Annotated in this window: 24 protein-coding genes and 1 tRNA gene; 18 read left to right on the top strand and 7 right to left on the bottom strand. The window is 70.2% G+C overall.

All coding sequences use genetic code 11. The annotated features are described in order from the left end of the window. Positions 1 to 49 precede the first annotated feature (49 nt). Positions 50 to 574, top strand: a complete 525-nt coding sequence (locus MZC64_RS38835; RefSeq protein WP_247764670.1) for a MauE/DoxX family redox-associated membrane protein — start codon at positions 50 to 52, stop codon at positions 572 to 574. Here MZC64_RS38835 and selB read toward each other — a convergent pair. The 3 genes from selB to MZC64_RS38820 all read right to left on the bottom strand — a co-directional run bounded on the left by selB (position 534) and on the right by MZC64_RS38820 (position 3630). Next, positions 534 to 2234 carry a selenocysteine-specific translation elongation factor gene (selB, locus tag MZC64_RS38830; RefSeq protein ID WP_247764669.1) on the bottom strand — a complete coding sequence of 567 codons (1701 nt, stop codon included), beginning with the start codon at positions 2232 to 2234 and terminating at the stop codon, positions 534 to 536. The two genes, MZC64_RS38835 and selB, sit on opposite strands and share 41 nt — an antisense overlap. Further along, complete coding sequence (selA, locus tag MZC64_RS38825) at positions 2234 to 3520, bottom strand: L-seryl-tRNA(Sec) selenium transferase (RefSeq protein WP_247764668.1); 1287 nt, start codon at positions 3518 to 3520, stop codon at positions 2234 to 2236. Before selA ends, selB begins: the two co-directional genes overlap by 1 nt. Positions 3521 to 3535: 15 nt before the next feature. Beyond that, positions 3536 to 3630, bottom strand: a tRNA-Sec gene (locus MZC64_RS38820). Between the two features lie 84 nt (positions 3631 to 3714). Between MZC64_RS38820 and MZC64_RS38815 the strand changes: the two genes are divergently transcribed. Beyond that, entirely contained in the window at positions 3715 to 4455 is a 741-nt protein-coding gene (locus MZC64_RS38815; RefSeq protein ID WP_247764667.1) for a Clp protease N-terminal domain-containing protein, read from the top strand. Position 4456: 1 nt separating this feature from the next. Here the strand turns inward: MZC64_RS38815 and MZC64_RS38810 are convergent, their stop codons facing one another. Beyond that, entirely contained in the window at positions 4457 to 4843 is a 387-nt protein-coding gene (locus MZC64_RS38810; RefSeq protein ID WP_247764666.1) for a hypothetical protein, read from the bottom strand. Between the two features lie 354 nt (positions 4844 to 5197). Here MZC64_RS38810 and MZC64_RS38805 point away from each other — a divergent pair, with 354 nt between their 5' ends. The 10 genes from MZC64_RS38805 (at position 5198) to MZC64_RS38760 (ending at position 16667) form a co-directional block, all read left to right on the top strand. Further along, a complete protein-coding gene (locus MZC64_RS38805; RefSeq protein WP_282106565.1) occupies positions 5198 to 7555 on the top strand; it encodes a GH92 family glycosyl hydrolase in 2358 nt (785 codons plus the stop codon). 167 nt (positions 7556 to 7722) lie between these two features. After that, positions 7723 to 8580 carry an aldo/keto reductase gene (locus MZC64_RS38800; RefSeq protein ID WP_308301117.1) on the top strand — a complete coding sequence of 286 codons (858 nt, stop codon included), beginning with the start codon at positions 7723 to 7725 and terminating at the stop codon, positions 8578 to 8580. Positions 8581 to 8871: 291 nt separating this feature from the next. Beyond that, positions 8872 to 9450: a toll/interleukin-1 receptor domain-containing protein gene (locus MZC64_RS38795; protein ID WP_247764664.1), complete on the top strand. Its 579-nt coding sequence runs from the start codon at positions 8872 to 8874 to the stop codon at positions 9448 to 9450. A 96-nt stretch (positions 9451 to 9546) separates the two neighbouring features. Next, the gene (locus MZC64_RS38790) at positions 9547 to 11700 is read left to right on the top strand and encodes a hypothetical protein (protein WP_247764663.1); all 2154 of its coding nucleotides are present in this window, start codon (positions 9547 to 9549) and stop codon (positions 11698 to 11700) included. Then, on the top strand, positions 11697 to 12662 hold the full coding sequence (locus tag MZC64_RS38785) for a hypothetical protein (protein ID WP_247764662.1): 966 nt from the start codon (positions 11697 to 11699) through the stop codon (positions 12660 to 12662). The genes MZC64_RS38790 and MZC64_RS38785 overlap by 4 nt, the downstream gene beginning before the upstream one ends. 14 nt (positions 12663 to 12676) lie before the next feature. Continuing rightward, positions 12677 to 13720 carry a protein phosphatase 2C domain-containing protein gene (locus tag MZC64_RS38780; protein ID WP_247764661.1) on the top strand — a complete coding sequence of 348 codons (1044 nt, stop codon included), beginning with the start codon at positions 12677 to 12679 and terminating at the stop codon, positions 13718 to 13720. Next, a complete protein-coding gene (locus MZC64_RS38775; RefSeq protein ID WP_247764660.1) occupies positions 13717 to 14682 on the top strand; it encodes a protein kinase in 966 nt (321 codons plus the stop codon). Before MZC64_RS38780 ends, MZC64_RS38775 begins: the two co-directional genes overlap by 4 nt. A gap of 58 nt (positions 14683 to 14740) precedes the next feature. Then, on the top strand, positions 14741 to 15397 hold the full coding sequence (locus MZC64_RS38770) for a vWA domain-containing protein (RefSeq protein ID WP_247764659.1): 657 nt from the start codon (positions 14741 to 14743) through the stop codon (positions 15395 to 15397). 62 nt (positions 15398 to 15459) lie between these two features. Continuing rightward, the gene (locus MZC64_RS38765; RefSeq protein ID WP_247764658.1) at positions 15460 to 15879 is read left to right on the top strand and encodes a hypothetical protein; all 420 of its coding nucleotides are present in this window, start codon (positions 15460 to 15462) and stop codon (positions 15877 to 15879) included. Then, a complete protein-coding gene (locus MZC64_RS38760) occupies positions 15876 to 16667 on the top strand; it encodes a hypothetical protein (RefSeq protein WP_247764657.1) in 792 nt (263 codons plus the stop codon). The genes MZC64_RS38765 and MZC64_RS38760 overlap by 4 nt, the downstream gene beginning before the upstream one ends. On the opposite strand, the gene MZC64_RS38755 is transcribed toward MZC64_RS38760, so the two are convergent. Continuing rightward, the gene (locus MZC64_RS38755; RefSeq protein WP_247764656.1) at positions 16636 to 17640 is read right to left on the bottom strand and encodes a hypothetical protein; all 1005 of its coding nucleotides are present in this window, start codon (positions 17638 to 17640) and stop codon (positions 16636 to 16638) included. The two genes, MZC64_RS38760 and MZC64_RS38755, sit on opposite strands and share 32 nt — an antisense overlap. A gap of 130 nt (positions 17641 to 17770) precedes the next feature. Here MZC64_RS38755 and MZC64_RS38750 point away from each other — a divergent pair, with 130 nt between their 5' ends. Beyond that, entirely contained in the window at positions 17771 to 17947 is a 177-nt protein-coding gene (locus MZC64_RS38750; RefSeq protein ID WP_247764655.1) for a hypothetical protein, read from the top strand. A gap of 124 nt (positions 17948 to 18071) precedes the next feature. Here the strand turns inward: MZC64_RS38750 and MZC64_RS38745 are convergent, their stop codons facing one another. Beyond that, entirely contained in the window at positions 18072 to 19175 is a 1104-nt protein-coding gene (locus tag MZC64_RS38745) for an XdhC family protein (RefSeq protein ID WP_247764654.1), read from the bottom strand. A gap of 74 nt (positions 19176 to 19249) precedes the next feature. Here MZC64_RS38745 and MZC64_RS38740 point away from each other — a divergent pair, with 74 nt between their 5' ends. After that, on the top strand, positions 19250 to 20047 hold the full coding sequence (locus tag MZC64_RS38740; RefSeq protein ID WP_247764653.1) for an SDR family oxidoreductase: 798 nt from the start codon (positions 19250 to 19252) through the stop codon (positions 20045 to 20047). A 65-nt stretch (positions 20048 to 20112) separates the two neighbouring features. Here MZC64_RS38740 and MZC64_RS38735 read toward each other — a convergent pair whose 3' ends face one another. Next, on the bottom strand, positions 20113 to 20781 hold the full coding sequence (locus tag MZC64_RS38735) for a peptidylprolyl isomerase (protein WP_247764652.1): 669 nt from the start codon (positions 20779 to 20781) through the stop codon (positions 20113 to 20115). A 263-nt stretch (positions 20782 to 21044) separates the two neighbouring features. Here MZC64_RS38735 and def point away from each other — a divergent pair, with 263 nt between their 5' ends. From def to MZC64_RS38715, 4 genes are all read left to right on the top strand, one after another. Continuing rightward, positions 21045 to 21563: a peptide deformylase gene (def, locus tag MZC64_RS38730; protein WP_247764651.1), complete on the top strand. Its 519-nt coding sequence runs from the start codon at positions 21045 to 21047 to the stop codon at positions 21561 to 21563. Further along, positions 21560 to 22777, top strand: coding sequence for a precorrin-6y C5,15-methyltransferase (decarboxylating) subunit CbiE (gene cbiE / locus MZC64_RS38725; RefSeq protein WP_247764650.1), 1218 nt, complete (start codon positions 21560 to 21562; stop codon positions 22775 to 22777). Before def ends, cbiE begins: the two co-directional genes overlap by 4 nt. Further along, positions 22774 to 23532, top strand: coding sequence for a precorrin-4 C(11)-methyltransferase (gene cobM / locus MZC64_RS38720; RefSeq protein WP_247764649.1), 759 nt, complete (start codon positions 22774 to 22776; stop codon positions 23530 to 23532). The genes cbiE and cobM overlap by 4 nt, the downstream gene beginning before the upstream one ends. Before the next feature lie 417 nt (positions 23533 to 23949). Continuing rightward, the gene (locus MZC64_RS38715) at positions 23950 to 26106 is read left to right on the top strand and encodes a bifunctional SulP family inorganic anion transporter/carbonic anhydrase (RefSeq protein ID WP_247764648.1); all 2157 of its coding nucleotides are present in this window, start codon (positions 23950 to 23952) and stop codon (positions 26104 to 26106) included. Positions 26107 to 26127 lie beyond the last annotated feature (21 nt).

Below are 26127 nucleotides of genomic sequence, written 5' to 3'. Positions count from 1 at the left end.
GGGGAGACGATCAACAGCCGTCATTCGGGTGTCCGGCTACCCTCTTCGAGTGCTCTCCGCCGTGCTCAACGCCGCTGCGCTCGGCGCCGCACTGCTCCTGTTGGTAGCCGGACTCGGCCACCTGCGCGAACGCCGCCTGTTCCTGGCCACGCTCCGTGCCCAGCGCCTGCTGCCGGCGCGGCTGCACGTCCCGGTGTCCTTGCTCACGCCCGCGTCCGAACTCCTGGCCGGAGCGCTCACGGTCAGCACCGTGCTGCTGCCCGCGCTGCCGCGGCCGCTGGTGCTCCCGCAGGCCGCCCTCTACCTGGTCTTCACCGGTTATCTGGCCATCTTGGTGCGCACCAGGCCCGGTACACCCTGCGGTTGTTTCAACGCGCGTTCTCCGGCCACCTGGGCCACGGTGCTGCGGGCCGTGCTGGCCGCACTCGCGACGCTGGTGACCACGTTTGTCCCACCGGCGCCCGGCCCCTGGCTGCTGCCGGTGCTGGCCGCCGGGGTGTTGCTGGCGTTGACGGCCTGGCTGGCGCCGGTGTTCAGCGCAGGCGGCGGGTCGAATCCGCCAGCCGCTCGGTGATCCCGCGCCGGTCCAGCAACTCCAGCAACGGCACCGCGACCCGGCGGCTGGTGTCCAGGGCCTGCCGCGCCTGACTCAACGTGAACGGCGGCGTCAGCCCGGCGAGCACCTGACCGGCCCGCGCCATCGCGTCCGGCAACAGCACCACGCCCTCGGCGATCCGCACCAGCCGTCCGGCCCGCACCGCCGCCGCCAACTCCTTGCCACCCAAGCCCAACTCGGCCAGCCGCCCGGCCTCCGGAGCGGCGAACGGGTTCGCGGTCAGCTCGGTCGTGAGCTTGGCCAGGGCCTGCTCTATCCGAGCAGGCAACGCCACCGCGCCGACTCGCCCGGCCGCGGGCGTCAGTCCCGCAGCCTGGAGCAACGGCGCGGTCAGCGCGGGATCGGGTAGTTCCAGTCGCTGCCGCAGTACTTCGGTGGGCATGCCGGGTTCCAGGGGATGCGCTCGCTGCCAGGACTCGACTTCTCCTGGCACAGCCTGGACCAGCGTGGCCCAGTGCCCGGGATCGGCGTGCCAGTCACCGATCACCGGCTCTGGCTCCCGCAGTCCGGCCGCCCGCAGCTCCGCGGATCGGGCGAAACCCTTGGTGCGCAAGTGGATGACCAGGGGGTCACCGGTCAGTTCGGTCGCTCTGGCGGTGGCCGCACCCCGGCGGCGCAACGGCCGCGGGTCGAGGTCGGCGACCGTCGCCCCGCCCAGCACCTCGCCGCGCCCGGGATCCCTGAGCAGCACCCGATCCCCGATCCGCAGTGGCAGCGGCCGGGCCAGTGACAGCCGGGCACCGACTGTCCCGAGTGGACGGACGTGTACCGGGACCGCCGCCGATCCCACGTGCACCACCAGTTCCCTGGGCAGCTCGGCGGTCACCAGGACGTCGACCACCGTCGAGGTGAGCCAGCGGCCGGGGGTGAGCAACGCGTCCCCGCGGATCAGTTCGGTGCGGTCGATCCCACGCAGGTTGACCGCGATCCGGGCCACCGCGGACACGGACTCCGCCTGCCGTCCCAGGGAGTGCAGCCCACGCACGCGCAGGATCTCGCCGGTGGAGGCGAGCTGGAGTTCCGCGCCGTTGCCGATCGTGCCCGCCGCCAGTGTTCCGGTGACGACCGTGCCCGCACCACCCACGGTGAACGAGCGATCCAGCCACAGCCGCACATCCGCCGCCGGTTCGGGATCCGGCAGCCGGTCGACCAGCGCGAGGATCGCGGCCCGCAACTCGTCCACACCCTGCCCGGTCTTCCCGCTGACCACGACGTGCGGCACGTCGCCGAGATGCTGTTTCGCCTGGGACAGAGCGGGTTCCGGTTCGGCGAGGTCGGCGCGGGTGATCACCAGCAGCAGGTGCCGGACGTCCAGTGCGCGCAGGGCGGCGAGGTGTTCGGCGGACTGCGGCTTCCAGCCCTCGTCCGCCGCGACCACGAACAGCACCGCGGGCACCGGCCCGATCCCGGCCAGCATGTTCGGCACGAACCGCTGATGCCCCGGCACGTCCACGAACGCGATCTCCTTGCCGGACAACGTGGTCCAGGCAAAGCCCAGGTCGATGGTCAGGCCGCGGCGACGTTCCTCGGCCCAGCGGTCCGGTTCCATCCCGGTGAGCAGCCGGACCAGGGTGGACTTGCCGTGGTCCACGTGCCCGGCGGTGGCCACCACCCGCATCAGCGCGGCACCGCCAGCACCGCCGCGCGCAACGCTGGATCCTGTTGCGGGGCAACGGTCCGCAGGTCGAGCAGGCAACGCCCGCGTTCCACCCGTCCCACCACCGCCCGCACCCGCAGGGCCGCCGCGTACCGCTCGGGCAGGCTGACCGCGGCACTCGGCAGCTCCACCCCCGGCGCGCCCCCGCCGCCGACCGCGGCGGTGCTCTCCGTTGCCACCGCGTCGATCCCGGCTTCGGCCAGCTCGGCCGCGAGTTGCTTCGCACGGGCCAGTAGTTCGGCTTGATCAGCGGCAAGTGCCTGTGCCACCGGGGTTTCCGGGCCACGCAGGGTGGCTTCCAGGGCAGCCAAGGTGAGTTTGTCCACCCGCAGCGCGCGGGCCGCCGGATGCCTGCGCAGCCGCTCGACCAGATCCGCCTCGCCGAGCAGCAGCCCCGCCTGCGGCCCGCCCAGCAACTTGTCCCCGCTCGCGGTCACCAGGGTCGCCCCGGCCCGCAACACGGTGGCGGCGTCGGGTTCCGCGCGCAGCAGCGGGTGTGGGCGGAGCAGCCCGGAACCGATGTCCACCACCACCGGCACGCCGAGGTCCACCAGCTCCGCGGTGTCCACAGTGGACGTGAACCCGGTGACCTGGAAGTTGGACGGGTGCACCTTGAGGATGAACCCGGTGTCCGGTCCGACGGCCTCGGCGTAGTCGCGCAGGTGCACCCGGTTGGTGGTGCCGATCTCGTGCAGCCGGGCGCCGGTGCTGCGCAACAGATCCGGGATGCGGAAGCCGTCGCCGATCTCCACCAGCTCGCCGCGGCTGATCACGATCTCCCGCCCGGCGGCCATGGCCAGCGCGCACAGCAGCAGGGCGGCGGCGTTGTTGTTGACCACATGCACGCCCCCCGCCTCGGGCACCGCGGCGGCCAGTGCCGCCAGCGCGTCCCGGCCTCGGCGCGCGCGGGCGCCGGTGACCAGGTCGAACTCCACATCGGTCGGGCCGGCGGCCGCGGTGATCGCGGTGATGGCGGCGGCGGAGAGCGGGGCGCGGCCGAGGTTGGTGTGCACCAGCACGCCGGTCGCGTTGAGCACCGGGCGCAGGCTGCTCGCGGTCCTCGGCAACGCGGCCAGCGCGTGCGCGGCCACCTCGCCGGGGCTGATCTGCCCGGATCGGGCCAGGTCCTGGGCCTGCGTGATCGCGGCCTTCACCGTGTCCCGGCCGAGGGTGTGCGCCGCGGCGGCCAGCTCCGGCTCGGCCAGCAGGGCATCGGTGCGCGGGATGTGCCGGCGCGGATCGGTCATCGGGGGAGCCCTCGGTGGCGGAGGCGGACGGGAATCGAACCCGCCAGCGACAGGTGCTGCCGCTCAGCGGTGTTGAAGACCGCGCCGGTCACCAGGCCGGATACGCCTCCCTGAGCCACCCGTCCATCTTGACAGAGGCACTGATCGTCAACCCAGGGTTGACGGCGGGCGATCGTCAACCTAAAGTTGACGGCATGGAGAACGTACCTCGACTCGACGAATTCATCAGCATCGTGCGCGGCATGTCCGTCGTGCGAAACCAGGACCCCAACCTGGACGCCCTGCACCAGCTGGAGGACGCGGTGGTGCTCGGCGAGCGCCTCGGCGAACTCGCGGACCACCTCATCGGCCACTTCGTGGACCAGGCCCGCCGTTCCGGCGCGTCCTGGACCGAGATCGGCCGCAGCATGGGCGTGACCAAACAGGCCGCGCAGAAGCGCTTCGTCCCGAAGGAAGGCGGCGAGACCTTGGATCTGAGCATGTTCAGCCGATTCACCGACCGGGCGCGCAAGGTGGTGGTCGCCTCGCAGGAGGAAGCCCGCACCGCGCGGAGTGGCAAGGGCACTCCCGAGCACCTGGTGCTCGGCCTGCTCAGCGAACCGGATGGCCTGGCGGCCAAGGCATTGCTGGCCCAGGGCGTCACCGCGGACCAGGTGCGCGCGGCGGTCACCGCGGTGCTGCCGGACCCGGTGGATGAGGTGACCGAACAGGTCCCGTTCACCCCCGCCGCGATCAAGGTGCTCGAACTGACCGGCCGGGTCGCGCTGCGCCTGGGCCACAACTACATCGGCACCGAACACATCCTGCTGGGCATCCTCGACGAACAGGACTCGCCAGGAGCCCAGGCGCTGTTTGGACTGGGCATCACCGCCGAGGCCACCGAGACCTGGACTGTGGCCGAACTGGAAAAGATCATCAAGCGGGCCCGCGGCTGAGTCAGAACACCGCCCGCACCAGGCCGAGTCCGAACACGATGTCCGCCAGGAACAACACCAGCGGCAACCCCGCCGCGACCAGCCAGTACGGCCGCTGCGGCACCGCGGTCCAGCGCACAATCGGCTTGTTGGCCAAGAACCACACCGGCAGGAACACCACCCAGCACAACCCGGCCATCAGCACCACCAGGTCAATCCCGTCCCGAGCCTCGAACCCGGAGTAATCCCCCAGCCGGAAGCCAATCGCGGACACCAGCAACCGGGTGAACACCAGCGGAAAAAACGCGAACACCCCCAGCCCGAGATTCACCACCACCCCAACAGCCCACCCGAGGCCGGCCGCCCGCCGCCCAGCCGGACCGCCCTGCCCCGCCACAACCTCAGCCACCACAGCTCCCAGCAAGATCAAGCGCGGCCCTCGGCCCCCCGATTTCCAGCCTACCGCCGCCCACCGACACCCCCCGATCCCCGCGAGTGCTGGCCGATCTCGTACGCCGAGTTGGCCGTTGTGGACGCCGCGTTGGCGGTTGTGGCGTTCGAGTTGGGCCAACTGGTACGCCGGTTTGGCTCAAGTGGGCGTACCGGTTGGCTCAAGTGGTACAGGGGGGCGGATCACGCCGCCGATTCGCCAGCAGAGTTGTACGACAACGGCCAACGAGGCGTACCGGAACGGCCAACACTGCGTACGAGAACGGCCAACACTCGGGTGGGGGTGGGGTGGGTGGCCGATGGTGGACAGCGGATGGGGGTGGGGTTGGGGGTGTGGGAGGGTCGCGGGGTGGTGTGGTGGCGCGGGGTTGTGGTTGGGCTGGTTGGGGTTGTGGTTGCTGGTGGGGTGGGGGAGGCTCGGGAGCGGGGGTGGGTTGGGGAGCCCGCGGGGGTTGTTGATCCGTTGATCGGGTCGGCTCGGGATGGGAACACTTTTCCCGGGGCGCAGCGGCCGTTTGGGATGATCGCGTGGAGTCCGACCAGCACTCGTGGTGATCAGACCGGGACTGGGGCGGCCAATGGGTATTCCTACGATGTGACCCGGGTGCGGGGGTTCTCGTTGACGCATGTCAACGGGGCCGGGTGCAATCCGGGGGCGGCGGGGGATGTGCCGATCTTTCCGCACGCGGGGGCGATGGCCGGGTCGCCGAGTGCTGATGTCACCGATTCCGTGTACGCCAGTGATTTCTCGCATGCGGATGAGGTGGCGCGGCCGGGGCGGTACTCGGTCGGGCTGGCTTCCGGGGCGCGGGCTGATCTCGCCGTCACCGATCGGGCCGGGATCGCCGATTTTGCCTTTCCCGCGGACAAGCCGGCGAACCTGCTCTTCCGCACCTCCAACTCGCTCAACGGCAGCGAGGACGCCGACATCCGGCTGGATCCGGCCGGGCGGCGGGTCACCGGGTCCGTGCTCACCGGCGCGTTCTGTGGGCGGCGGGCCAACGGCGGGGTCAACAACCGCAAGAGTTACTACCGGCTGCACTTCACCGCCGAGTTCGATCAGCCGGTGCTCGGTACCGGGGTGTGGCGGGACGGCACGATCACGCCGGGCGGGACCGAGATCAGTGGTGGCGAGGGTTACGCGACCGGGGCGGACCGGGCGGGGCGAGGGTCTGGCGGGTATCTGAGCTTCGCACCGGGGAGTTCGGTGCGGATGCGGATCGGCATCTCGTACGTGGATCTTCCTGGTGCGGAAGGGAATCTGCGGCGCGAGATCCGCGGATCGGACACTGTGGACAGTGTGGCGCGGGACGGGTACCGGGCCTGGGACCGGGAACTGCGGCGGATCCGGATCGCGGGTGGCAGCGCGGATCAGCGGACCGTGTTCTACACCGCGCTCTACCACGCTTTCCAGCAACCCAATCTAGTGTCCGATGTGGACGGTCGCTACCTCGGCATGGACCGGCGGGTGCACCGGCTCGCCGCGGGACAGGACGCGCAGTACGGGAACTTCTCCGGGTGGGACCAGTACCGGGCGCAGATCCAGCTACTGGCGTTGCTGCAACCCCGGGTAGCCGGGAACTTCGCGCAGTCGCTGTACAACTACGCGCGCCAGAACGACGGCGTCTGGGACCGGTGGGTGCACGTCAACGGCGCCACCCACGTGATGACCGGCGACCCCTCCGCCGCCACCCTGGCCACCTTCCACGCCATGGGCGTGCGCGGCTTCGACGCCGCCGGCGCGTTCGACTCGCTCTACCGGCAGGCCACCGTGCCCCGGCCGGAGGGCCTCCTGGACGCGGGCTGTCCCGGCCAGTGCGTTGGGCAACGGCCGAATCTGGCGCAATATGTCCAATCCCGGTACAGCGCGCACGACGTCTGCCACTGCTGGGGCGGGGCGGCGGAAACCCTGGAAGCCTCGGTCGCCGACGACGCGCTCAGCCGGTGGGCGGCACAACTGGGGCGGGACAAGGAATCCGCCGAACTGCGACAGCGCGGAACCTACTGGCGTAACGTGTTCAACCCCGCCACCGGGTACATCCAGGCCCGCAGGCTCGACGGGTCCTGGCTCGGCCCGTTCGACCCGGCCAGTCAACAGGGATTCGCCCAGGGCAGTGCGGCCACCTATGTGTGGATGGTGCCCCACGATGTCAGTGGACTCGCCGAAGCCATGGGTGGCAAGGACATCGCGCTGCGGCGACTGGACGAATTCTTCCAGTCCGGCGGCGGACCGCTGCGCTACGACCCCACCAACGAACCCGGCATCCACGCGCCCTGGCTGTACAACGAACTCGGCCGACCGTGGAAAACCCAGGAAACCGTGCGGCGACTGGTGGACACCGCCTACCGCACCGGACCCGGTGGCCTGCCCGGCAACGACGACCTCGGCACCATGTCCGCCTGGTACGTCTTCGGCGCGCTCGGCCTGTTCCCGCGCACCCCGGGCAGCGCCGAACTCCTGCTCGCCACCCCGCTGTTCCCGCGCACCCTGATCACCCCGGACGGCCGCCCGCCCACGCTGATCGACACCAGCGGCAGCGGCCAGTACCTCCAGTCGGTCACCGTCGACGGACGGGTGCACCGGGACTGGAAACTCGACGCCCTGCCTGCGCGGCTGAAAGTCCAGTTGAGCGGCGTCCCGAACCGGGCTGCGGTACCCACCGCACCGTGACCGAGCAGCACACCGGACCGGAGGCGCCCCTGTCAGGCTGCGACTGGGTGCGGACCGCGTAGCCCGGGTGGCGGGAAAACCGGCGAACGTGGAACAGGAACCGACCCGCTGGCGTTGGTGGGCAATGACCACCGAATATGACTCCAACTGAAGCAGGGATCTCAGCAGTGACAGCGAACTTCCTCGGCGGCCGGTTCGAGCTGGGTGGCGACCTCCCGGTCGGCAGGCTCGGCTACGGCGCCATGCAGATCACCGGCCCCGGCGTCTGGGACTGGCCGGCCGACCGCGACGGCGCGCTGGCCGTGCTCCGCCGCGCCGTCGAGCTGGGCGTCACCTTCATCGACACCGCCGACTCCTACGGCCCCCTGGTCAGCGAACTGCTGATCGCCGAAGCCCTGCACCCGTACCGCGACGACCTGGTCATCGCCACGAAGGCAGGCTTCACCCGCCAGGGCCCCGGCCAGTGGACGATCACCGGCCGCCCGGAGTACCTGACCCAGCAGGTCGAACTGAGCCTGCGTCACCTGCGCCTGGACCACATCGACCTGATCCAGCTGCACCGCATCGACCCGGCCGTGCCACTGGCAGACCAGCTTGGCGCCTTCGTGGAGCTGCGCGAGGCGGGCAAGGTCAAGCACATCGGCCTGTCCGAGGTCAGCGTGGCCGAGCTGGCGGAGGCGCGGAAGATCACCCCGATCGTCAGCGTGCAGAACCGCTACAACCTCACCGACCGCGCCAGCGAAGCCCTGCTGGAGCACGCCACCCAGGAGAACATCGCCTTCATCCCCTGGTTCCCCATCGCCACCGGCGACCTGACCAAACCGGACAGCCCGGTCGCCGCGGTGGCCAAGGAACTCAGCGCCACCCCCGCCCAGGTCGCGCTGGCCTGGCTGCTCCGCCGCTCCCCGGTGGTACTGCCCATCCCGGGCACCAAGTCAGTGGCGCACCTGGAGGACAACCTCGGCGGGGCCGGGGTCACGCTGTCCGACGAGCAGTTCGCGGCACTGTCCAAGCTGGCGGACTGAGTCCAGCGGTATCACTGAAGCGGCGGTCCCGGCAGGGGCCGCCGCTGTGCTGTGTCCGGGTCGGCAGTGCGTGTCCCTGTCGTGTCCAGTATTTGTCCACTAATTGGCAATAGTCTCGCTCTGATGTCCAGAAAATCTTTTCCGGCCAATTTTGAGAAAGACATCGGCTACCTATGGGTAGGCCTTTACAGGGCGAACCCAGACTGCCAAGGTCCTCTCCTGTGGCTACGCCGTTCGGGTGCCGCGTGAATCAGCCGCCAGGAAGTCCGGCTCGGTAAGGGATGCGCATCAGTGGAGAAGTTCTTCATCAACTATCGGACCGCGGACGCCTTCAGTCAGGCCGTGCTGCTTGACCAGGCGCTGTCCGATCACTTCGGCAGCGAGCAGGTCTTCCGGGCCGGCAAGTCCATCACGCCCGGTGACCGGTTCGGGGACGAGATGCTTGAGGCGGTGCGGAACTGCTCCGTGCTGCTCGCTGTCATCGGGCAGAAATGGCTCTCTCACCAGGAGGAAGACGGCACCCGCAGCATCGATGACCCAGCCGACTGGGTGCGCAGGGAGATCCTGGAGGCGTTCGCGCACGGGATCAGGGTCATCCCGGTGCTCTTCGACACCGGGCGCCTGCAGGCCGGCGACCTGCCCCCGGAACTGGTGCCGCTCGCCGAGCGCCATGACGTTCGGATGCACCTGCGGGACAACCACATCAATATGCCCTATTTCCTCCGTCAGCTGGAGGAAGTGGTACCAGGTGTCACCGCGGTCGCGAAGGCCAAGACTGATGCAAAAAGCAACATCTCGGTCAACGCGAAGGAGATGAAGGGCGTATTCAACGAGCGCGTTGACATCGCCGGCGACTTCAACCTCAGCTAGTCCTCAGCCGTCAGGTCGTTCATTTCCCTGTGAGAGGTTATGTCAACAGCGGAGCCCCAGTATGCCGGCGGCCCTCCGGCGGAAGCAGCCCTGCTCATGCCGACCCCGGAGTCTGTCGAGCCGGCCCCGGACCAGCCCCCGGAACCAGCCTCCCAGGAGGAGGCACTCGACCAGTTGCACACCGGTGGCGCGGACCACCAGGACCTGGCCAGGTCGATGGCGATCCTCACCGATGCGGTGCGGCGACTACCGACCGGGACCATCAAGGTCGACCGGCTGACACTGTTCAACGACCAGGTGAGCCTGGGCGGCGACCTGGTGACGGGAGGTGGCGGGCGGCGGGGCGGGCGGCCCGGTCGGGTCAGCGGTCCGGCCGCACTCAGCCCCGAGCACGTCTTCCAACACACCAGGGGGTTCGTCGCACCGCAGGGCTACGCCGACGCGCTCGGTGTGCTGGAGGAGCGGAACCTGCTCGTGCTGACCGGTCCGTCCGGCACCGGTCGTCAGACGGCCGCCATGCGGATGCTGCTCGACACCGCGCAGGGTCAGGATTTTGTCCTGCTGCCGCCGAGCACCCTCGGCAACAGCTCCTGGCGAGTGCCTCGGCCCGGCGGCGCGTACCTGGTGGTGGACGACGGGAAGCGCAGGTTCGCCAAGGCGCGGGCCGGTCGGCCGCCGACCACCACGGAGGCAGTCGACGACGCCTGGCTCACCCGCACCAGCGAGTTGCTGAAGGACACCAAGAGCTTCCTGGTGGTGGTCACCGGGGAGGTGCGCGGCAAGCTCGCCACCGCCACCCGCCGGGAGGAGTTTGTCGGCTACCTCGATCAGCCGGACTCCCTGGAGATCGTCGCGGAGCGGGTGCGGCAGTCCGAGGCCGCCATCGGGCAGGAGGAGCTGGAACGGCGGCTCAACGCCGCCGGAGTGCCGGAGCTGCTCGCCGAACGCCCGCAACCGTCCTTCGCGGTGCGCGTCGCCAAGGCGGTCATCGAGGGGTTGACCGCCGGAGCTGATCTAGCGGAGGCGTTGCGGGGCCTACGTGATCCGTATGAACAGGCCGAGGCCTGGCTTGGTGACGACCCCGCCTCGGACGAGATCGCGATCGCGCTGGCGACCGCGGTGCTCGACGAGTCGGGCTACCTCACCGTCGCCGACGCCGCGGTCGACCTCAACCGGTCGCTGGCCGGTCAGGGCGGGCCCACCATGCGCTACCGCCGCGCCCTGCTCGCCGAGCACACCTGGATCGAGGTCGCCGAGTCTACGCGGGAGGGCGGTGCCGAGACCCCGATGGGTGGGGTACTGCGCTTTCGCAATCCGCAGATGCGATCGGCCGTGCTCACCCACGCCTGGCACGAGCTGGACGGCGCGCGACCGCGCATCCTGAGCTGGCTACACGGTCTGGTCCGCCAGCCCGATGTGGAGGTGCGGGCCAGGGCGGCCACCGCGGCCGGAATCCTGGCCAACACCGATTTCGGCTACGCACAGCACAGGTTTCTGCAGCCGTGGGCGGCCAGCGGGAACCCGGTGGAACGGCAGAGTGCGGCCTTGGCGCTCAGCGTGGTCGGCGCGCTGGGTACCCACCACGAACAGGTCTGGGCATTGCTGAACCAGTGGGCGAACGACGGGTCACCGGGCGCCCGGCGGTACCCGCCGCTGACCGCGGCACTGGCGCTGGGCGGCCCGCTGGGCGGCAGAGAACCGGTGCGGGCACTGCGACTGCTGGGCACGCTGCTCCAGACCGGTGGCTGGAACCTGTTGGCGCCCATTGGGTTGAGCGTGCGTGCACTCGCCGAGCAGGGGCATGTCGCCGAGACGATGAACGCCCTGCTGGACTGGTCAGAAGAGGAGACCGACGAGGCCACGGTGAAGGCGCTGACCGCCTTCGTGGTGCTGGTACAGGGAATTCCCGGGGCCGGCGGAGCGGAGCGGATCGCGGTCCCCACGATGCTGGCCGAGGCCGGCCGTTTCCGGGCGGAGCTGCCCGAGTTGTGGGGCCGGGCGCTGGACAACCTGGCGGTGCGCCCACTGGCGCTGTCCGCGCTCCGCGACTGGCTCCGGCTGGTCGACGCGGACTGGACGCTCTATCCCGACGTGCTGGACCTCTTCGGCGGGATCGCCGACCGGGGAGATGAGGCCGTCGACCTTCTTGAATACCACCTGGAGAACTGGGCCAGGGACGAGCACGACCCGTCGACCTCGGCCGCGCACATCTTCGACGCACTGGCAGAAGCTGGAGAACCGCCGTCATGAGCAGGACCTACAACCCGGTCAGGGAGATCGTCCGGTTGACCGGACCGCGCTGGACCAACCCGATCAAGCCACCGCCGTTCGGGCACGCACTGGTCCTGGAACCGGCCGCAGGGCCGCCCATCCTGGTCCGGCCGGGCGAGCCGGTGCCGCGGCCGAGGATCGGCAACTACTCGCGGTACTACGTGGTGGACATGTGCGCGTACCGCCTGGGTTTCGAGGTCCGGTTGCCCAGCTCGGACCCGTCGTTCTCCTTTGACACCTCGGTGAACTTCACCTGTGCGGTGCTCGACCCGGTGCAGGTGGCCACCCGCGGGGTGCACGATCTGGCCGAGCAGGTGCGGCTGAGCACCATCCGCGACCTGCGCCAGACTGCGGGCCGGTTTGACATCCTGCACCTGCACGCGGCCGAGGCCGAGCTGAACGACCTGCTCGACGGCTACCACGCCGGACCGATGATCGAGGTCGGTAGCTTCACGGTCCAGTTGGGCACCGGCGAGGAAATCCACGAACAGGTGCGCAAGCATCGGCTGTCCCGTTTGGCACACGAACACATGGTGGGGATCGTGGACGGCGGTCCGCGGAGTATCGCGGCCGCTGAACTGCACACCGCCGGTGGCGACCCGACCAGCTACCTCGACCGGCTGGAGCGTGCGGATCAGCGCGAGAAACAGCATGCCCTCGATGTGCTGGGCGCGCTCGGTGGCGGGAGCGAACCGACCTTCACCAAGTCGGAGCGGATGCGGCTGCTGGAACGCTCGTTCGGGCTGCCCAGCAGCGGCGAGGAACCGCGACGTCTGGCCCGCCGCCCGCGGCTCACCTCCGCCATCGCCACCTCGGCCGACGGCGACACACCAGCTGCTGAACACGGTCAGAACGGAACGCAGCGGCCGAGCCGGGTGCGTTTCTCCGGCGAGGACGGCTCCGGCGCGAGGAACGAAGCAGGGCCGGACAGCCGACGCTGACCGGCACGGAACCGATGATCGCGGAGAATCCGGTGCACATCCACGCCACCACCGGGCACACCAGCGCCTGGTGGCACCACGAGCAGAACGGCCGGATCGCCCTCAGCCTGTGGACCGAGAGAATCCCGGGCCAGGGCGAGGACGCCCCACCGTTGTCGCTGCACAACCTCTCCGGCGGACGTGGCCTACTCGCCGTCTGCGACGGCGCGGGCGGCGCGGGCGCGTTCCCGCTCGGGCGCGCACCCGGCGGGGTGCCTCGCAGCCATGCCTGGGTCGCCGCCCGCGCCACCCGCGGCCTGATCGAGGAATGGTTCGCGGACAACCACAAACGCCACTTCCTGGGCAGTGCGGACCGGCTCCGGGACCACCTGGCGCATCGCCTGTCCCGGCTGACTGGTTCGGCGGTACGCACCGTCCGCGGCACCCTGTGCCGGGACCTGCCCACCACGCTCGCCGCGATCGAGTACCAGACCAGGGCCGGCGACCTGTTGTCCTGGCGGGCGTTCTGGGCCGGCGACTCCCGGTGCTTCCTGTTGACCCCGGCTCACGGGCTCCAGCAGCTCACCACCGACGACACCGCGCGGGCCGACGCATTCCAGGCACTCAGCGAGGATCCGCCGATGACCAACATGGTGTGCGTGGACCGGCCCTTCCGGGTCAGCGCCGCCGACTGCCGGGCGGCACTGCCCTGCGTGCTTTTGTGCGCCACCGACGGTTGCTTCGGCCAGGTCGGCACGCCCGCGGAATTCGAGCACATCCTGCTCGCCTCGCTGGCCGAGGCCGACAGCACCGAGGAATGGGCGCGGTTACTCGTCAGCCGGCTCACCGAGCACGCCGTCGACGACACCAGCCTGGTGTTGTCCGCCTTCGGCTTCGCCGGATACCAGCACCTGCGGCAGGCGCTCACGCCGCGTCACCAGCGGCTGATCGCCGAACACGTGAACCCGCTGCGCACGGCACCGGGGCCCACCGTCCGCGCGGCCCAGGCGGAATCCTGGCGACGCTACCGCGAGGCCTACGAGCACCTGCTGCCGCACCGCCGCCCGGAGCCGTTGTGAAACGCGGCGAGAGCCTCAACGGCTACCGGCTGACCACCAAACCCACCAACGCCGACGCCGGGAAATGCCTGTGGGCCTTCGCGGAGAAGGACGGGGCGGAGTACTTCGTCAAGGAGTTCCTCGACCCCAAACGGCCACGCACCGAGTTCATGGGTTCGCCAGCGGCACGCACCGCGCTGCTTCGGCAGTGCACGGATTTTGAGGAGCGGCACTGGGCCGTGATGAACCGGCTCAACGGGAACGATCTCGGTGCGGGCAACCTGGTGCTGGCGGTCGACTTCTTCAGCGCGGACGGGCGCTACTACAAGGTGACCCGGCGCCTGCGGACGGTTGACCCCGGGCCGGTGCACCTGCTCGGCGCCGCGCGGAAACGGGTGCTGCTGGGCACGTTGGCGGAGAGCTTGGGCCTGTTGCACCGGCTGAACATCGTGCACGGGGACCTCACGCCGCGCAACGTACTCGTGCACCGGCCGGTGGGCAGCCGACTGCACACCGCGAAGCTGATCGACTTCGACGACGCCTATTGTTCGGGCACGCCACCGGCCGCCGAGATGATCGGCGGCGACCCCGTGTACGGGGCGCCGGAGTGGTTGCGCTATCTGCACCACGATCCGGCGACCGGTGCCGGCGCGCTGACCACGGCTGTAGATGTGTTCGCCTTCGCGCTGGTGATCCATCACCAGCTCACCGGCGCGCTGCCAGCGGTCAGCGGTCACGACTCGGTCGCCGAAGCGGTCAACGACAGTGTCCGGCCACGGCTCGACCCCCGGATCACCCCGGCTCTGGCCACGATGCTGCACGCCATGCTCGACCCTGATCCGGCCGCCAGACCGTCCATTGTGGATATATCGCCGGTCTTGCTGGAGCACGGAAACCTGGAACTCACCGGCGCCTATCGCGTCGGACGGCTGCGCGTCAACCTCGGAGGCCCGGTCGCCCGCCGGGCACACAGTGGAAGGTAGGACAAGGACAATGCAAGGTGGAGCGCGTTCCGGCGGTCTCGCGTACGCCGTCGACATCGTGCTGTGTATCGACGTCACCGGCAGCATGGGTGCGTTGCTGCACCAGGTGAAGGACAGCGCGTTGTCCTTCCACAAACAGCTCGCCATGGCCATGGATGCCAAGGGCCGGCGGATTAACCAGCTCCGGATCCGGATCGTCGCGTTCCGCGACTTCGGCGAGCTGAGCGAGAAACCGGTGGAACAGACCGGATTTCTTGCCCAGCCGGAGCAGGCGGCCGAACTGGAGCACTTCGTGCGCGGACTCACGCCGACCGGTGGCGGGGACGCGCCGGAGTCCGGACTGGAAGCACTGACCCTGGCCATGGATTCCCCCTGGGAGTCAGGGTTCGACCGGCGGCGGCACGTCATCGTGCTCTTCACCGACGCCCCCGCCCATCCGCTCGGCAGGCCCGAACACGTGCGCGCCCCTGGCTACCCGCGCATCGTGCCCAGGACGATGCGCGAGCTGTTCGACCGCTGGGGCTATGGCGGCAGCCAAGGTGCCGCAATGGACAACAACGCCAAACGCCTGCTGCTCTTCGCTCCCGAGGTGACACCGTGGACGGATATCGCGGATGGCTGGAACAACACGATCTACTTCCCGTCCACGGCAGGGGAGGGCTTGGAGGAGTGGGAGATGGACGAGATCGTCAACACCATCGCGAACTCCATCTGAGCGGTCGCCACCGGGCGAGCCCACTCGCCGGGCCGGATCTCACCGTGATCCGTGGGCACGCGGTGAAACTGATCCATGATGGCAGCCGGCTGGTCATCCGCGAGTACATCAACGGCGGCCGCCAGGGTGCGTGCCTGCGGGTGCCGCTCACCGCCTGCCTGAGCCCCGGGCTCACCCAGGAACTCCGCGATGGTGTTGCGGTGTTGCGACTACGCCTCCTGGTCCGGCTGGGACTCGAACCACTGCCGTTGAGCTGTGACTTTCCGCCCGCGTGCCAGGCGGAGTTGCAGCGACTGGTCACGGATCTGGGCGGTACCACCCAGATTCAGCCGGTCACCACAGCCGGCCGGCGCCGACGTGCGCTGCCAGACCTGGTGCGACTGCCCGTGCGCACGGTGCCGGACAACGCAGACTGGATCAGCTTCCAGCCGTTGCCGGCATGCGCCGAGGTGCTGGAATCGACAAGGGACGAGCTAGGATGACCAACGACGTGCGCAGGTGCTTGCACTGCCACACGCACAACCCCGCTGACCGCGAGGCCTGCCGGATCTGTGACAACACCTTGGCCGGAGCGCCGGAAGTGGTGCCGGAGACCCCGCGACGGACGGAGCCGATCGACGATCCGCCGGTCCGGCAGGAGATTCGGCACCCGGCGGGACAGCAGGGCGCGTACAGCGCCCGCGGTCCGGCCAACCCGCAGGTCCCCACCCCGGCGCCACCGCGGGCCCGCAGCACGCCGAGGCCAGGGACGCTACTGATCGCCCCGCCGCCACCACCTCCGGTCGCGCCCCACCCGGTCCGGCCTGCCGCGGGCGGTGCGGGCCGATTCATCGCGGCCGCGATCGGCTTCCTGCTACTGATCGGGTTCTGCCTGTGGTACTTCCGGCAGTCCCCGGACAGCGGTGCGGAGGCCGGGCCGGACACCGCGGAATCGTCCACAGCGCAGGCACAGGCCGAGATGCCCTGCCCGCCCGCGGCCGCGCGCTGGCTGCCCGGCGGCGGTCGTGGTGCGGTGCTCGCCGCCGCGTTCGAATCCGAACGGCACGTGATCACGTTGTGCCGCATGCCAGACGGTGGACTGTTCTACGACGGGCAACTCAAGGGAGAACTGGTCACCGCGGACACGCACTTGTCGGTTCCTGCGCGGAAGACCGGTTCCGGCTACCTCGCCCAGAACGGCAGCTATCGGTACGAGGTGCGGGACGGACTCGTCGTGGTGACCCGCAACGGCGTCGAACTCACTCGCCTTCAGGTGATTCAGCGACCGTAGCCGCAAGATCGGTCCACCGGACCCCGTAGGCCATCCCGGGCACCAGACTGCTGAATTCGGCCCGGATCTCACCGGCCGCGTCCGGCGTCAGCGGTTCGCCGATCGGCGCCGGATCGCTGATATCCCGTTGGTACACCTCGGTCAGCCGCCGCACCGCCACCGGCAGCCGACGGAGGTCGAAGCGGACGCGCAAGTCGAAGTGGTCGCACCGTTGCCTGGGCAGGCACACGTAGTGCGGCCGCATCGGCTTGCCAGGCTGGAGCCGGTACCGCAGTGCGAACTCGTGCTCCTCCTGGTCCGCCAAGGGGTTCGGCAGATCCAGGGCGAGGCTGAGCCGGTCGCTGGACTCCATGCCGGTCGCGGTCACCGTTCCGCCGAAGAGCACCCGCACCTCCAGGTCATCGCTCACCGCCCGCCCGTTCTCCGGCGGCAGGTCGGTCAGAGTGAAGGCGAGGTTGAGCCGCCGCAGCCCGGGAACCGCGGACCGGATCCGGCGGAACTCCAGCGCTTCCGGGGCCGGTTCGTCCAGGGTGAGATAGGACCGGACCCACTCGTTGTGCCATGGCGAGGCCCGCTCGGCCGAACAGGGGCGCGTGTCCGCCGTCAGGTCGCGCACCGCGTTCTCGGCGATGCGCTGGACCGCGTCATCGAACCAGCGCGACAGGGTGCGCACGCTCGTCTTGGTCTGTTTCGCGAGCAGGGCGGTTCGTTCCTTGGCGAACGACTGGGTGCCAGTGCCCAGTGCGAAACGGGTCGAAGCAACGCGGCTCAGATTCAGCGGTAGCGGCACAATCGCATTGCTGAGCCAGCCGGAGAGCTTCCGGCGAATCTCGGTGCCGTTGTCCTCGGCGGTGATTCCGCACAGTTCGCGCAGTGCCGGGCCGATCGCCTCCGGCAGCCTGGCGTTATGGATGCCGGTTCCCTTTCCCAGTGCCCGCAGTTCCTGCTGGATGAGGTCTGGAGTTGGTGCCATCCGTGGTCCTCCCCTGTTCAACGGTCTCCCTGTTTCCCGTTTCCGCTTCCGTCGGCAACGGGAAACCGGTTGTCCATCCATTTTTGCGCGGCCATCATTCTGTTGGGTATCGGCGAAAAGGGTGGTGGCAATGAACCCGCTGTTCTCGTTTTCTGGAATTGTTCGGGTTGTGTGGTGGGTTGCCGTGATCGGGATTCTTCTCGGTCTTGTCCTCGGCTATCGGATCGGCCTGGCGGCAGAACGGACGGCGGCGCTCACGACCCCGGTGGCCTCCCTCGTGTTCACGCCGGATCAGGAGAGGGGGTGAGGCGGACATGCAGACCCACGTGATTGTCGAGTCCCTGCTGGCTGCGGTCTACCTGTTCCTGGGTTGATCCACGCCTGCCTGTGTGCTGTCGACCGGCCAGCCGGCGGTCGGCCGACGGTGCGGTTCAGGCGTGCGGGCGATGGATCGGGTTGTCCGTCTCGGCCAACCTGCGGCCCGATCCGCCCCAGATCAACGAGATGATCTCGGCCGCGATGGACACCGCGGTCTCCTCCGGCGTGCGGGCCCCCAGGTCCAGGCCGATCGGGGAGGACAGGCGGGACAGTTCCGATTCGGTCAAACCCAGTTCCCGCAACCGGGTCAGCCGGTCCTCGTGGGTGCGGCGGCTGCCCATCGCGCCGATGTAGGCGGCGTTGGTGCGCAGGGCCAGTTCCAGTAGCGGGACGTCGAATTTCGGGTCGTGGGTGAGCACGCAGATGGCGGTGCGCTCGTCGACCGTGGTCTCCGCGAGGTACTTGTGCGGCCACATCACCACGAGTTCGTCCGCCTCGGGAAAGCGTTTGGCGGTGGCGAAAACCGGGCGGGCGTCGCAGACGGTGACGTGGTAGCCGAGGAACTTGCCGATGCGGGCCACCGCGCCGGCGAAGTCGATGGCGCCGAAGACCAGCATCCGGGGTGGCGGGGCGAAGGACTCCACGAAGATGGACAGGTCGTCGCCGCGTTGTTCGCCGTCGGCGCCGATGTGCAGGAAACCGGTGCTGCCCAAGGCGAGCATGCCGCGGGCGTGGTCGCGGACGGCCTCGTTCAGCCGGGGTGAGCCGAGGGCCCCGGCGGTGTCCTCGGGGGTGATCCGCAGATGCCTGCCGGGGGTGGGGGCGCCGTCGAGCAGGGTGGCGATGGCCACCGGGGTGCTCGACTGGATGGACTCGGCCAGAGCCGGGAACTCGGGGTAACGCTCCGGCGTTACCGGCTGGACGAAGACCTGGAGGGTGCCGCCGCAGGTCAGGCCGACCGCGAAGGCGTCGTCGTCGCTGACGCCGAAACTGGCCAGTTCCGGCACGCCGGTGCGCAGGACCTCCTGGGCCAGCTCGTACACCGCGCCCTCCACGCAGCCGCCGGACACGCTGCCCAGCGCCTCGCCCGCCGCGCTCACCGCCATCACCGCCCCGGGCTGCCGGGGCGCGGACCGCCAGGTGCGCACCACCGTGGCCAGGGCGAACGGCTGCCCCTCGCGGTACCAGGCGAGCAGTGGGGCGATCAGTTCGCGCATCGGCCCATTGTGCGCCGAGACAGGTCAAGAAGTTGTATTTGACTAGACGGTCCAGAATGGGCATTGTGGACTGCATGGTCCATAACGTTGCGAGTCAGGACGGCCTGTCGGGCAAGCGGGTCGTCGTCACCGGGGGCACCAAGGGGATTGGCGCGGGCATCGCCGCGCGGCTGGCCGGGGCGGGCGCCTCGGTGCTGGTCGCGGCTCGGTCCGCGCCGGAACGGGAGCTGCCCGCGAACGTGCGGTTCGTCAAGGCCGATCTGTCCACCGAGTCCGGGGTGGCCGGGCTGGCCGCGGAGGCGCTGGAGATCCTCGGCGGGGTCGACGTGATCGTGGACAACGCCGGGGGCGCGGTGCCGTCCACGCTCGGCGTCACAGACTTGACCGAGGCGCACTGGAACGACGCCTACCAGCTCAACGTGCTGGCCGCGGTGCGGCTGGACCGGGCGCTGCTGCCCGGCATGCTGGAGCGGGGCAGTGGCGTGATCATCCACATCAGCTCGATCGCCGCCCTGCTCGCGGAGTCCTCGCTGGCCCACTACGGCGCGGCCAAGGCAGCCCTGAACGCCTACAGCAAATCGCTGGCCACCGAGGTCGCCCCGCGCGGGGTGCGGGTCAACCGGATCGCCCCCGGGCTGATCCAGACCGAGGCGGTGGACAACTTCGTCCAGCACATCCAGGACAACCAGGGCCTGGACAAGGAGGCCGCGCTGGCCAGCATCCACGACCTGGTCGGCGGCATCCCGGCCGGGCGCGCCGGTCAGCCGGCCGACATCGCCAACGTGGTCGCGTTCCTGGCCTCCGATCAGGCCGAGTGGATCGTCGGCGCGGAGTTCCGGATCGACGGGGGCAGCGTCCGGCAGGTCAACTGAGGCCAGGGGGAGCTGACCGCGGAACCCGCTGCGGGGCAACGGGTTCCGCGGTCAGGCCCGGGTGTTCAGTGCCCGTAGCGCACGCGCTGGATGTGCACCGGGAGTTTGGGCAGACCGTCCAGGGGGTTGGTCGGGCCGGGGATGATGCCGCCCGCGACGATCTTGTCCAGCACCGCCATGCCCCTGGTCACCTTGCCGAGCACGGTGTAGGCGGGCTTGATGTTGGCGAAGCTGTGCACGATGAAGAACTGGCTGCCGTTGGTGTTCGGGCCGAAGTTGCCCATCGCCACCGTGCCGCGCGGGTAGGTCTCCTTGCCGGTGACCTCGTCGTCGAACTTGTAGCCGGGACCGCCCTTCTCCGCCTCCCAGATGTCACCGCACTGCAGCACCCCGAGCCGGGTGGAGTTCGTCAGCCGCCAGCACTGGGTCTTGTTGAAGAAGCGCTGCCGGGTCAGGGACAGGAAGTTGTGCACCGCACACGGCGCGTTCGCCCGGTCCAGCTCCAGCACCACCTTGCCGTGGTTGGTGGAGATGGTCACCGTGACCGTGCCCCGGGCTTTCGCCTTGGCCCGTGGCGGGTGCACCGGCTTGGCGGCCGGATCCTCCGGGGTCGGGGTGAACGTGCAGCGGACCGAGCGCCCCAGGTCGGTCTCCGGCGCGGCCTGGGCCACGCCAACAGGGAGTGCGGCCAGCAACGCGGCCACCACGACACCAACTGACCAGCGTTTTCTCATGCCGGTCAACCTAGGGCGTCTCCGCCGGGTCGCGCCAGCAATAGCCGCGCCGGATCGGCCGCTGACGGCACGGCCGGAACGCCCGAATACGCCCGGTATGAGGGCGCCCCGGCCGCGCCACCAGCGACCAATCCGATCACGACTCTCGCAGACGCGACCCGGCGGAAACGCCCTGGCCCGCCCCCGGGGTCCCGGAAACCCGACGAACAGCCCAGCCTACGATCGTCGGCGTCCAGATGACCTCGGGGAGGATGACGGCGGCGATGAGCAGCACCGGAACAGCACGGCCCATTGTCTATTACGGCGATCCGGTCCTGCACCGCTCGTGTACCCCGGTGACCAGCTTCGACGACGAGCTGAAGACCCTGGTCGAGGACATGTTCGCCGCCATGTACGCCGCCGAGGGCGTGGGGCTGGCGGCCAACCAGATCGGGGTGGACGCCCGGGTCTTCGTGATGGACTGCCCGGACGCCGACGGCAACCCGGTGATCGCCACCCTGATCAACCCGGTGCTCACCCTGCCACCCGCCCCGCGCGAGCTGACCCTGTTCAACGAGGGCTGCCTGTCCGTGCCCGGCCAGTTCGCCGAACTGTCCCGGTCCGAACACGCCGAGGCCACCGGCTTCGACGTCGAGGGCAACCCGGTCACCGTGCGCACCAACGGGATCGCCGCGCGCTGCCTGCAGCACGAGGTGGACCACCTGGACGGACTGGCCTATGTGGACCGGCTGCCGGTCAAGCAGCGCAAGGAAATCCTCGCCGCGGCCGGCCTGAGCGGATGACCGAGTCCGTTGCCGTGGTGGGCATTGGCGCGGAGGGCTGGCCCGGCCTCGCCCCACCCGCCCAGCTGGAGGTGCGCGCCGCCCAGGTGCTGCTCGGCAGCTCCCGCCAGCTCGACCTGGTGCCGGACAAGGTCACCGCCGAACGGGTGGCCTGGCCCGCACCCATGCTGCCCGCCCTGCCCGGCCTGCTGGAACGCCACCGCGGCAGGCGGATCTGCGTGCTGGCCAGCGGGGACCCGATGTTCTTCGGCATCGGCTCCACGCTGGCCCGGCTGCTCGGCCCGCAACGCCTGCACGTGCTGCCGCACGCCTCCTCGCTGTCCCTGGCTTGCGCCCGGCTGGGCTGGCCCCTGGAGGCGGTGGACGTGGTCAGCGCGGTCGGGCGGCCGGTGGAACTGCTGCACCCGTTCGTCCAGCCCGGCCGCCGGGTGCTGGTGCTCAGCGCGGGCGGCGGCACCCCGGCCGAGGTGGCCGCGCTGCTCACCGTGCGCGGCTACGGGCCGAGCAGGCTGACTGTACTGGAACGCCTGGGCGGCAAGGACGAACGGATGGTCACCGGCACCGCGGGGGAGTGGTCGCTGCCGCGCACCGCCGCGCTCAACGTGATCGCGGTGGACTGCGTGGCCGACCCCGGCACCCCGCTGCTGCCCACCGTGCCCGGCCTGCCCGACTCCGCCTTCGACCACGACGGCCAGCTCACCAAACGCGAGGTCCGCGCGCTCACCCTGGCCCGGCTGGCCCCGGTGCCCGGCCAGCTGCTGTGGGACGTCGGCGCGGGCGCGGGCAGTGTGGCCATCGAATGGTCCAGGGCGCACCCGAGTTGCCGGGCGATCGCGGTGGAACGCGAGAGCGAACGGGCCGACCGGATCACCCGCAACGCCTACGCCCTCGGCGTGCCGGGGATCGAGGTCGTGCTCGGCGAGGCGCCGTCCGCGTTGGCCGGTCTGGACGCGCCCGCGGCGGTCTTCGTCGGTGGCGGCGCGACCGTGCCCGGGGTGATCGAGACCTGCTGGCAGAGCCTGCTGCCCGGCGGGCGACTGGTGGTCAACGCGGTCACCGTGGAGTCCGAAGCCCTGGTGGCGCAATGGTATTCGCGCCTGGGCGGGGACCTGACGCGGGTGGCGATCAGCCGGGCCGCGCCGGTCGGCGGGTTCACCACCTTGCGCCCGATGCTGCCGGTGACCACCTGGGTCGTGACCAAGGAGACGCAGTGACCGTGCACTTCATCGGGGCCGGACCCGGCGCCGCCGACCTGATCACCCTGCGCGGCCAGCGGATCATCGCCGAGTCGCCGGTCTGCCTCTACGCCGGATCCCTTGTCCCGCAGGAGATCCTGGGCTGGTGCCCGGACGGCGCGCGGCTGGTGGACACCGCCGACCTCAACCTGGACCAGATCACCGAGGAGCTGGTGTCCGCGCACGCCAAGGGATTGGACGTGGCGCGGCTGCACTCCGGGGACCCGTCGGTGTACAGCGCGATGGCCGAGCAGATGCGCCGCCTGGACGCCGCCGGGGTGCCCTACGACGTCACCCCCGGCGTGCCCGCCTTCGCCGCCGCCGCGGCCGCGCTCAACCGGGAACTGACCGTGCCCGGCGTCGGCCAGACCGTGGTGCTCACCCGCACCTCGGCGCGGGCCACCCCGATGCCGCCCGGCGAGGACCTCGCCACCCTGGGCCGCAGCCGCGCCACCATGGTGCTGCACCTGGCCGTGCAGCGGATCGACGCCGTGGTCGCCGAACTGATCCCGAACTACGGCGCGGACTGCCCGGCCGCCGTGGTGGCCATGGCCAGCCGCGCCGAGGAGACCGTGCTGCGCGGCACCCTGGCCGACATCGCCGCCGCCGTGCACACGGCCGGGATCAAGCGCACCGCGGTGATCGTGGTCGGCGAAGTGCTCACCGCCAGCACCTTCCCGGACAGCCACCTCTACTCCACCGCCCGCTGCCGCACCCCCACGGACCCCCGCTAGCGCCCACCCCGCACCGTGTTGGCCGTTGTGGACGGCGAGTTGGCCCAACTGGTACGCCGAGTTGGCTGAAGTGGGCGTACCAGTTGGCCCAAGTGGTGCCAGTTCGGCCAAGACTGGGTACGACAGCGGCCAACACGCCGGTGGGTTGGGGGCGGGGCTGCTGGTTTGGTGGCCTGGACCCTCGGCAGCGGGTCACTAAAGCGGGTGAACTGTGTGCGGTCCGCCGCGGTCCGCGATCCGGCACGCCTGGCGTGCGCACGCCCATGAGCTGGGTGATCTTGAACGGAGTTCCCGGCGGCCGACATTCGATCGGGTGAAGTGTGTCCGATTCCTGTTGCTCCACGTAGTTCCTCGCTTACTCGCTGTTCCGACCAATCGGACAATTGGTCCATAGTGTTGGTAGGAAAGGGGGAACCGATGAACTGGCTGCGACGCGACCTGCGGTACGACCTGCCTGCCTCGCTGGTGGTCTTCCTGGTCGCCGTGCCGCTGTCCCTGGGCATCGCGGTGGCCTCCGGCGCGCCGATCGTGGCCGGCCTGGTCGCCGCGGTGGTCGGCGGCATCGTGGCGGCGGCCGTGGGCGGATCCCCGTTGCTGGTCAGCGGGCCCGCGGCTGGGCTGACCGTGGTGGTGGCCGGGTTCATCGACCAGTTCGGCTGGGCGGTCACCTGCGGGATCACCGTGGCCGCCGGGGTGCTGCAACTCGTCCTCGGCCTGTGCCGGGTGGCCCGCGCCGCGCTGGCCATCTCCCCCGCGGTGGTGCACGGCATGCTGGCCGGGATCGGCCTGGTCATCGTGCTCGGCCAGCTGCACGTGCTGCTGGGCGGCCAGCCCGGCACCAGCGCGCTGACCAACCTCCTTGAACTGCCCGGCCAGCTGCTCGACTTACACGGGCCCGCCGCGCTGATCGGGTTGCTGGTGCTGGGTGTGCTGCTGCTGTGGGGTTTCCTGCCCGCGCCGGTGCGCCGGGTGCCCGGACCGCTGGTCGCGGTGCTGCTGGCCACCGTGCTGGCCGAGGTCGCCGGACTCGACCTGGTCCGGGTGGACCTGCCCGGCTCGCTGCTGGAATCCCTGCGCCTGCCCCAGCTTCCCGGCGGCGACTGGGGCGCGGTGCTGCTCGCGGTGCTCACCCTGACCGTCATCGCGAGCGTGGAAAGCCTGCTCTCCGCGGTGGCCGTGGACAAACTGGCCGGCACCCGCAGCGACCTGGACCGCGAACTTTTCGGCCAGGGCGCGGCCAACACGGCCTCCGGCCTGCTCGGCGGACTGCCGGTGACCGGGGTGATCGTGCGCGGCTCGACCAACGTGGCCGCCGGTGCCCGCACCAGGGCTTCGGCGATCCTGCACGGGGTGTGGGTGCTGCTGTTCGTGCTGCTGCTGGCCGGGGTGATCGAACGGGTGCCGATGGCCGCGCTGGCCGGGCTGCTGGTGTTCATCGGCCTGCAGCTGGTCCGGATCGAGGACGTGCGCTCGGCCTGGCGGCACCGGGAAGCCCTGGCCTACCTGGCCACCGCGTCCGGGGTGGTGTTCCTGGATCTGTTGCAGGGCGTGCTGATCGGCCTGGCCGTCTCGGTGGTGCTGGTGCTGCGCCGGGTGGTCTGGGCCAGGGTCCGGGTCACCGAGTCCGCGCCCGGCCGGTGGCGGGTGCAGGTCGAGGGCACCCTGAGTTTCCTTTCCCTGCCAAGGCTTTCCCGGATGCTCGGGCAGATCCCGGACAGGTCCACTGTGGACATCGAGCTGGTCGCGGACTTCCTGGACCACGCCGCCTACGAACACCTCTCCGGCTGGCGGCGCCAGCACGAGGAACGCGGTGGCACCGTGGTGGTGGCCGAACTCGGCGCGGACCGCAAACCCGTGCTGCCACGCTGGTTCGCACCCTGGTCCAGCTGGCAGGGCGAGCTGCCCCGGCCGCGTTCGGGTTCCCCGCTGGAGACCGGCGTGCGCGAGTACCACCGGCACTCCGCGCCGCTGCTGCGCCCGCTCTTCGAGCAACTCGCGGTGCTGCAACGCCCGCACGGGTTGTTCCTGACCTGCGCCGACTCCCGGATCGTGCCCAACATGATCACCACCAGCGGGCCGGGCGACCTGTTCACCGTGCGCAACGTCGGCAACCTGGTGCCACCCGGCGACGACGGCATCGAAGCCTCCGTGCACGTCGCGGTCGAGGTGCTGCGGGTGCCCACCCTGATGGTCTGCGGCCATTCCGCCTGCGCGGGCATGACCAGCCTGCTCTCCGGCCGCGCCGACCAGGACGACTCGCTGGGCCGCTGGCTGCGCGCCGGGCTGCCCAGCCTGCGCGCCTTCCACGCCGGTCACCCGGCCGGCGCCGGCGAACAGGAGGAGGCCGACCGGCTGGCCAAGGTCAACGTCGCGGTGCAGGCCGAGGCGCTGGCCCGGCTGCCCATGGTGCGTGCCGCGGTCGCCGAGGGCAGGCTCCAGGTGATCGGGCTGTTCTTCGACATCGGCCAGGCCCGACTGTCCATTTTGGACCCAGAAACCCAGCGGTTCAGACCACTTGACCCGGATGGAGCAGTGCCCACGGTGGGCACCGGCACGCGGCGAACAGCGGATTGACGACCCCGGAAAGCTCTGCAT

It is taken from the genome of Crossiella sp. S99.2 (assembly GCF_023094165.1).
In the GTDB taxonomy this organism is placed as follows: Bacteria; Actinomycetota; Actinomycetes; order Mycobacteriales; family Pseudonocardiaceae; genus Crossiella.
Note: the sequence above shows the minus strand (reverse complement) of the source record. Positions and strands in the feature narration are given on the sequence as shown.